Raw genomic sequence first — 1,737 nt, 5'->3', positions numbered from 1 at the left:
GACTTTGCGGCTTTGTTTTTCGATCAGTTGGCCGAGGTTGTTGCGTTTGAACCGGTGGATGTGCCACGTCTCGGGTCGGTCTTTCAGACGGCCTTGGCTAGTGCTTTGGCCGTATTCGGTCTGTTGCACCAGTTGTCCGGCGGCATCGTAGCCGTAGGCGGTGATTTTGCCGTCCCAGCCGGTTTCTTGGATCAGGTTGTCGGTCGGGCCGTAATCGAGACGGTAGGTTTCGCCGTTTTCGTTGGTGAGGACGGTCAGACGGCGGGCTTTGTCGTAGGCGTAGGCGAAGGTATGGCCCAGTGCGTTGGTGCGTTTGAGCGGCAGTCCGTCCACTGCGAGTTCGTAGGCGGTTTTGGCGCCGAGTCCGTCGATATGGGCGGTCAGTCGGTTGAGGCGGTCGTATTCGAAGGTTTCGTGACTGCCGTCGGGATAGTCGGTACGGACGGGGTTGCCCGCTGCGTCGTAGTGGTGGCGGGTGGTATGGCCCAGTGCATCGGTAACGGTTTCGAGATCGCCGTATTCGGTGTAAGCGAAGCGGGTGGTTTCGTCGGTACAGTCGGTAAAGCAGACGAGCTGGTCGAGGGTGTCGTATTGTAGGCATCGGGTTTTACCTAAGGCATCGGTAATGGTTTCGGGCAGCCATCGGGCGTTGTAGCCGTAGCTTGTGGTGTAGCCGGCGGGGTCGGTGATGCTGATGAGGTTGCCGCGTCCGTCGTAGGTGTAGGCGGTAATCCTGCCTGCGGGATCGTTGACGGCAACCGGCAGGTTGAGGGTTTCGTGGTAGTCGATTTGGGTGCTGCCGCCGTCTGGGGCGGTGATGGCGATGACGTTGCCTTCGGTATCGTAGAGATAGCGGGTTTCGCGTCCGAGGGGGTCGCGTTCCACGGTAATGCGGCCGTAGCTGTCGCGTTCGCTGTCGCTGCGTTGTCCGTCGGTGTCGATGCGGTAGACGAGTTCGTGGTTTTCGTCGAAACCGTACACTTCCGTCCGTCCCAATGCGTCGGTAACGACGGTATGGTCTTTGCGGTAGTCGAACGTCCATTCTTCGCCGAGGTTGTTGCTGCTTTTGAGCACTTTGCCGTCGGTGTCGTAACGGTCGTATTCGTAGCGGGATACCAGTCCGTCGGGCTGGTTGTGTTCGACCATGATGTGGTTGCGGTAGGCGAAACCGCGCAGTTTTTTGCCGTCGCGTCCGTAAACGGCGGTCAAATCGCCGTAGCCGTCGTAGTCGTAGCGCACCAGTTCCTTGCCGTTGAAGGTGACGGAGGTGAGGCGGTTGACGTAGAAACGTTCGTCTTCGGAAACGAAGACGTCCCGTTCTCCGGCCGGGTCGAAGTCGGGATCGTTGTCGTGCAGACGGATGGAGGAGAATACGGGTTGGAAGTGTCGGCCGCTGCCGTCGTAAATGCTGTGCGGCAGTCCGTTGTCGTCGTAGCAGAGGCGGATATGGCGGCCGTTGCGGTCGAGTTGGGCGACCAGTTGGTAAATGCCGCAGCCGGAATCGACTTCGGCAAACAACAGCCGTGCGCCGCCGTCGGGGGAGGAGATTTGGTAGAGGTCGTCTGAAATCTGTGAAAAGAAGATTTGTTCGTAAGGATCAAAATAGGCGTCATCCAAACCGTAGGGATCTTCTTCGGCGGAAGCAGGTCTTGGCGCAGCCTCTTCTTCATATAGATCGTCTTCATCGTCGTCGGCTGCGGAATAAGGCTCGTCCGCTTTGTCGCTGATATCCGGCAA

At 58.6% G+C, this 1,737-nt stretch carries 1 pseudogene; it reads right to left on the bottom strand.

From position 1 onward, the window contains the following. Window positions 1–1,737: pseudogene (locus Q9I99_RS11160) on the bottom strand (DUF6531 domain-containing protein); the annotation flags it as partial.

It is taken from the genome of Neisseria basseii (assembly GCF_962707005.1).
Classification (GTDB): Bacteria; Pseudomonadota; Gammaproteobacteria; order Burkholderiales; family Neisseriaceae; genus Neisseria; species Neisseria bergeri.
Note: the sequence above shows the minus strand (reverse complement) of the source record. Positions and strands in the feature narration are given on the sequence as shown.